Origin of the sequence: Caulobacter sp. SLTY, assembly GCF_009905535.1 — a bacterium.
GTDB lineage: Bacteria > Pseudomonadota > Alphaproteobacteria > Caulobacterales > Caulobacteraceae > Caulobacter.
This window is the reverse complement of record NZ_JAAALA010000039.1, coordinates 25,807-31,883: the sequence shown is the minus strand read 5'-3', so window position 1 is coordinate 31,883 and position 6,077 is coordinate 25,807. Positions and strand designations below refer to the sequence as shown.

Annotated in this window: 5 protein-coding genes; 2 read left to right on the top strand and 3 right to left on the bottom strand. The window is 68.0% G+C overall.

Features of this window, described 5'->3' with window-relative positions; genetic code table 11:
* Positions 1-1,578 (bottom strand): excinuclease ABC subunit UvrC (uvrC, locus tag GVN21_RS18115; RefSeq protein WP_205690165.1); only part of this gene is annotated, 1,578 nt, incomplete at its 3' end.
* Between the two features lie 380 nt (positions 1,579-1,958).
* Here uvrC and GVN21_RS18110 point away from each other — a divergent pair.
* The gene (locus GVN21_RS18110) at positions 1,959-3,407 is read left to right on the top strand and encodes an HWE histidine kinase domain-containing protein (RefSeq protein WP_166576145.1); all 1,449 of its coding nucleotides are present in this window, start codon (positions 1,959-1,961) and stop codon (positions 3,405-3,407) included.
* Here GVN21_RS18110 and GVN21_RS18105 read toward each other — a convergent pair.
* Positions 3,404-3,874, bottom strand: coding sequence for a hypothetical protein (locus GVN21_RS18105; protein WP_166576144.1), 471 nt, complete (start codon positions 3,872-3,874; stop codon positions 3,404-3,406). The genes GVN21_RS18110 and GVN21_RS18105 overlap by 4 nt on opposite strands.
* 131 nt (positions 3,875-4,005) lie before the next feature.
* Entirely contained in the window at positions 4,006-5,139 is a 1,134-nt protein-coding gene (ispG, locus tag GVN21_RS18100; protein ID WP_166576143.1) for a flavodoxin-dependent (E)-4-hydroxy-3-methylbut-2-enyl-diphosphate synthase, read from the bottom strand.
* 134 nt (positions 5,140-5,273) lie between these two features.
* Here ispG and GVN21_RS18095 point away from each other — a divergent pair, with 134 nt between their 5' ends.
* Complete coding sequence (locus GVN21_RS18095) at positions 5,274-6,065, top strand: sulfite exporter TauE/SafE family protein (protein ID WP_166576142.1); 792 nt, start codon at positions 5,274-5,276, stop codon at positions 6,063-6,065.
* Positions 6,066-6,077: the final 12 nt, after the last annotated feature.

The following is a 6,077-nucleotide window of genomic DNA, read 5'->3' as shown; positions in this document are numbered from 1 at the left end:
GGGTTCGAGCATGAAGGGGGCGGGGCGGCCGGGGAGGAAGAAGCGTTCGAGGCCGGCGTCTCGGTCGGGGCCCTTGGCGACGCCGACCAGGGGGATGTCGTCGACGCCGAGGTCGGCCATGATTTCCTGGGCGGCGGAGAGCTGGCCGGCGCCGCCGTCGAGGAGCACCAGGTCCGGGCGGGGGGCGGTGATGTCGCCGCCGGCTTCCTCCTCCTTGACCAGGCGGGAGAAGCGGCGGCGGAGGACCTCCTTCATCATGCCGAAGTCGTCGCCGGGGGTGAGGTCGGTCCCCTTGATGTTGAACTTGCGGTACTGGTTCTTCTGGAAGCCCTCGGGGCCGGCGACGATCATGCCGCCGACGGCGTTGGTGCCCTGGATGTGGCTGTTGTCGTAGACCTCGATGCGTTCGGGCGGAGCCTCCAGCTGGAAGGCTTCGGCCAGGCCCTGGAGCAGCTTGGCCTGGGCGCCGGTCTCGGCCATGCGGCGGCCGAGGGCTTCGCGGGCGTTGGTCAGGGCCTCGTCGACCAGGCCGCGCTTTTCGCCGCGTCTCGGCAGGGCGATCTCCACCTTGCGGCCGGACTTCATGGAGAAGGCCTCGGCCAGCAGCTCGGTCTCGAAGGGGTCGTGGCTGACCAGGATCAGGCGGGGGATGGGCTTGTCGTCGTAGAACTGGCCGATGAAGGCGCCCATGATCTCGGCCAGGGTGTCGGCCTTGTCGATGCGGGGGAAGTAGGCGCGGTTGCCCCAGTTCTGGCCGGCGCGGAAGAAGAACACCTGGACGCAGGCCTGGCCGGCCTCGGCGTGGAGGGCGAAGACGTCGGCCTCGTCCACCGTCTCCGGGTTGACGGTGGTTTCCTGGGCGACGGCGGCCAGGGCGCGGATGCGGTCGCGCAGGCGGGCGGCGAGCTCGAACTCCATCTCGTCGGAGGCGGCCTGCATCTGGTCGCTCATCCGCTTCATCACCAGGCGGGACTTGCCGCGCAGGAAGTCTCCGGCCTGTTCGACCAGGGCCTGGTAGTCGTCGGGCGCGATCAGGCCGGTGCAGGGGGCGGCGCAGCGGCGGATCTGGTGCAGCATGCAGGGGCGGGTGCGGGTGTCGTAGACGCTGTCGCTGCAGGAGCGGAGCAGGAAGGCTTTCTGCAGGGTGTTGAGGGTGCGGTTGACGGCGTTGGCGCTGGCGAAGGGGCCGAAGTAGTCGCCCTTGAAGCTGTGGGCGCCGCGGTGCTTGCGCAACTGGGGGGCCGGATGGTCGCGGCGGATGACGATCTCGGGGAAGGACTTGTCGTCGCGCAGCAGGACGTTGAAGCGGGGCTTTAGGCTCTTGATCAGGTTGATCTCGAGCAGCAGGGCGTCGGCCTCGGTGCGGGTGGAGGCGAACTCCATCGACCGGGTGAGATCGACCATGGTGGCGATGCGGTTGGTGTGGAAGCGGCCCTGGGCGTACTGGACGACGCGCTTTTTCAGGGACTTGGCCTTGCCGACGTAGAGGCATTCGCCGTCTTCGCCGTACATGCGGTAGACGCCGGGGCCGTCCGGCAGGCGGGCGGCGTGGAACTTGATCAGGGCCGCGGCGCGCAGGGCGGCGGCCTCGGTGGTGAGTCCCTCGGAGTTCTGGCCCTCGGGTGTTGGGGCTTGGGGCGTGGTGGTCTCGTCGGTCACGGGCGGGAATATAGGGCGAGTCCCCGGGCGGCGCCTGCCGGGGGCGGCGTCATGCTGACAGGGGATGGCGGCTGCATTGCGATTACCCGAAATGCTAACCCAAACCCGGTAACAAAGTGCGTTGTGGCGAGCCGAGTGCAACGTTTGGGAGGTTTACCGGCTGGAAATCGTACGCCCCGCGCGGGCGCCTGTGGCGAGGGGTCGCGCGGGACTGGCGTGGGCGGTCTTTGGCCCTATGTTGGCCTTGCCGCCGATGGGGAGCGGCGCCACGCCCGTGGTTGGGCCGTCCGGGGACCTGCTTGCACCGCATCGATTTCACCAGCCTGTTCGAGGTGCTGCCCGGCCCGCACAACATTCTCGACCGCGACCTGCGGTTCGTGGCGGTCAACGTCGCCTATGAGCAGGCGACCGGCCGTTCGCGCGCCGAGCTGATCGGCAAGGGCATGTTCGACGCCTTTCCCAATTCCGGTGAGGCGGGTCGGCGGCTGCGACAGAGTCTGGAACGGGTGTTCGAGACGGGGCAGAGCGACACTCTCGCCTTCATCCACTATGCGATCCCCCTCGCCGACGGCGGTATGGAAGACCGGTACTGGACCGCCACCCACATTCCGATCCGGGGCGCGGACGGGGCGGTTCAGTTCGTGCTGCAGAACACCGTCGATGTCACCGATTGGCAGAGGGTGGCGGCGGCCGCGGCCCTGCCGCCCGGCGCGACGCCGGGTGGCGTGGCCCTGCTGCAGCGGGCGCAGGAGGCCGAGCGGGCGCACTCGACCCTGCTGCAGCAGAGTGAGGATTTCGCCCGGCTGTTCCGCCAGGCCCCCGGGTTCATGGCGGTGCTGAGCGGGCCGACGCATGTCTTCACCTTCGCCAACGACGCCTACGCCGAACTGGTCGGTGGCCGGCAGGTGGTGGGGCGGACCGTGGCCGAGGCCTTGCCCGAGGTGGTGGACCAGGGGTTCGTGACCCTGCTGGACGGGGTGATGGCGACCGGCCAGCCGACCGGCATGACCGGGGCGCCGGTGGTGCTGACCGGCGCCGACGGCCTGGCGCGCGAGGTGTTCCTGGACTTCACCTACCAGCCGATCTTCGACGCCGAGGGTGTGGTCGCCGGGGTGTTCGTCCAGGGCGCCGACCGGACCGAGGAACGGCTGGCGGCCAATCGCCAGCGGCTGTTGCTCGACGAGCTGAACCATCGGGTGAAGAATACCCTGGCCACGGTCCAGTCGATCGCCGCCCAGACGCTGCGCGCCAGCCCGGAGCCGGCCCAGTTCCGCGAGGCGTTCGAAAACCGGCTGCTGGCCCTGTCGACGGCGCACGACCTGCTGACCGCCAGCAGCTGGACCGGGGCGGACCTGTCGGAGGTTCTGGAGAGCGAGTTCAAACCGTACGGACCGGGCAAGGCGTCGCTGGAGGGCCCGAGGGTGCGGCTATCGTCGGCCGAGGCGCTGAGCACGGCCCTGGTGGTCCATGAGCTGGCCACCAACGCCGGCAAGTACGGGGCCCTGTCCACGCAGGAAGGGCGGGTGAGCGTCAGCTGGTCCTGCGAAGAGCTGGCGGAAGACGAACGGCGGTTGATCCTGGTCTGGCGCGAGCGCGGCGGACCCGTGACGGCCGTGCCGACCCGGCGCGGTTTCGGCTCGCGCCTGATCGAGCGCACCGCGACCCACGACCTGCGTGGAACCGTGGAGCTGGCCTATGAGGCCGAGGGGCTGACGGCCAGTTTCGACCTGCGCCTGGGGCCGGTCTAAGCCACGCCGTCCACGCCCAGCCGGCGCAGATGGGCGAACATGCGGCCCGCGTCCATGGCGTCCGCCTCGATGGCTTGTTTGCAGTCGGGATGGGCCTGGCGGGCCGAGAGGGCGATGACGCCGTTGCGGCTGACACGACTGACGAAGCCAAGCTCGATCAACCGCCCGACGCCCCGGCGCGTGGTCTCGTAGGGCATGTGAAGGGTCTGGGCCAGGGCATGAACGCTGATCGGCCGGTACAGGGCTTCGGGCGGGGTTTCGTCCAGGCCGGCATAGCGGAGGGCCAGGTCGGCATCCTCCTCCAGGGCGCCTAGGTTGGCCTGCAGTATGGCAAGGTAGACAACCGTCAGCCCGTAATCGTGATCCAGCAGGGCGGCGAAGGTCTTCAGCGAGCGTAGCAGATAGCCGCCGCATACTCGGCTGATCAGCCTGGCTTCATCACGACGTTGCTGATCCCTGGATCCCATGTCGGCTCCCGCGGCCTGCCGACGGTCCTCCCGCCGTTACACGCCAACGCTATAGGTAACGTCGTTATTTTAACGCAGTGTCGGATACCCGACCAGACTATAGAAAGTCGTCCCCCACAAGGGTGGGTGCGCTATTCCGCCGCATGCAGCGCGTCGGCGGCGGCCAGTTCTGCAGCCTTCTTCTCGACCAGCTCGACGATGTGGTCGACCATGCGGTCATTGTCCATTTTGTGGTCGGGCTTGCCGGCCATGTAGACCATGCCGGCGCCCTTGCCGCCGCCGGTGAAGCCCAGATCGGTCATCAGGGCCTCGCCCGGACCGTTGACCACGCAGCCGATGATCGACAGCGACAGCGGGGTGGAGATGTGGGCCAGCCGCTCCTCCAGGGCCTCCACTGTCTTGATGACGTTGAAGCCCTGCCGGGCGCAGCTGGGACAGGCGATGATGTTCACGCCCCGGTGGCGCAGGCCCATCGACTTGAGGATGTCGAACCCGACCTTGATCTCCTCGACCGGGTCGGCGGCCAGGCTGACGCGGATGGTGTCGCCGATACCGGCCCAGAGCAGATTGCCGATGCCGATGGCCGACTTGACCGTGCCGGTGCGCAGGGCGCCGGCCTCGGTGATGCCCAGGTGCAGGGGACAGTCGATGGCCTCCGCCAGCTGTTGGTAGGCGGCAACGGTCATGAAGATGTCGGACGCCTTCACCGAGATCTTGAAGTCGTGGAAGTCATGGTCCTGCAGGATGCGGGCGTGGCTGAGCGCGCTCTCGACCATGGCGTCGGGGCAGGGCTCTCCGTACTTTTCGAGCAGGTCGCGCTCCAGCGAGCCGGCGTTGACGCCGATGCGCATGGAACAGCCATGGTCCCGGGCGGCCTGGATCACCTCGCGGACACGGTCTGGACTGCCGATGTTGCCGGGATTGATCCGCAGGCAGGCGGCGCCGGCCTTGGCCGCCTCGATGCCGCGTTTGTAATGAAAGTGGATGTCGGCGACGATCGGGACCTGGGACGCCCGCACGATGGCCGGCATGGCGGCCGTCGATTCCTCGTCCGGGCAGGAGACGCGGACGATATCGGCCCCCGCCTCTTCCAGCTGGCGGATCTGGCCGATGGTGGCGTTGGCGTCGGCCGTCAGGGTGTTGGTCATCGACTGCACGGCGATGGGGGCGTCGCCCCCCACCGGCACCTTGCCGACGAAGATCTGCCGCGACTTGCGCCGGTCGATATGGCGCCAGGGTCGAAGGTGGGTATGGTCGTGGCTCATGGTGTGCGTAACCTAAGCCTTCGAGAGGCGTTTCCCAAGCGATCAGCAGTGCTGAAAGGCCGGTTAGTTTTATTCCTATTTGACCTGTAGGTATTGCACCGCTAGGTGCGATGGACCCCGTTGCCGGAGCCCGCATGCCCGACTTTCCCTGGAACGACTTCCTGACCTTCTTTTTCGTCGGGTTTGGAGCGCAGATTGTCGATGGCGCCTTGGGTATGGCCTATGGCGTAGTGTCATCCACCGTCCTGCTGTCGGTCGGCGTGCCGCCGGCGACGGCCTCGGCCAGCGTGCATGCGGCGGAAGTGTTCACGACCGCCGCCTCGGCCTCAAGCCATGTGGCCCACAAGAACGTCAACTGGAAGATGTTCTTCCCCCTGGCGATCGCGGGTGTCATCGGCGGGGTGCTGGGCGCCTACGTGCTGACCGGGATCGACGGCAACACCATCAAGCCGTTCATCGTCGGCTACCTGGGCATCATGGGCTGCGTGATCCTGTGGCGGGCCTACAAGGGGCCGAGCCGGACGCCGACCTCGCCCAAGCTGATCGCGCCGCTCGGCCTGGTCGGCGGGTTCTGTGACGCGACCGGCGGCGGCGGCTGGGGTCCGACAGTGACCAGCGCCCTGGTCGGCAGCGGCACCGAGCCGCGCTATTCCATCGGCACGGTCAACACCGCCGAGTTCTTCGTCACCGTGGCGATCAGCGTCGCCTTCGTCACCGCCCTGCTCACCGGGCACTGGCAAAACGCCGAGGGCCTGCTGGATCACGCGGCCGCGGTGGCGGGCCTGGTGGTCGGCGGGGTGCTGGCCGCGCCGCTGGCCGGATGGGTCACCCGACTGGTGCCGGTGCGCATCTTTACCTGGCTGGTGGGCTTCCTGGTGCTGTTCCTTTGCCTTTATCAGGGCCTGAAGCTCTTCAAGATCATCTGAGGACGGACTATG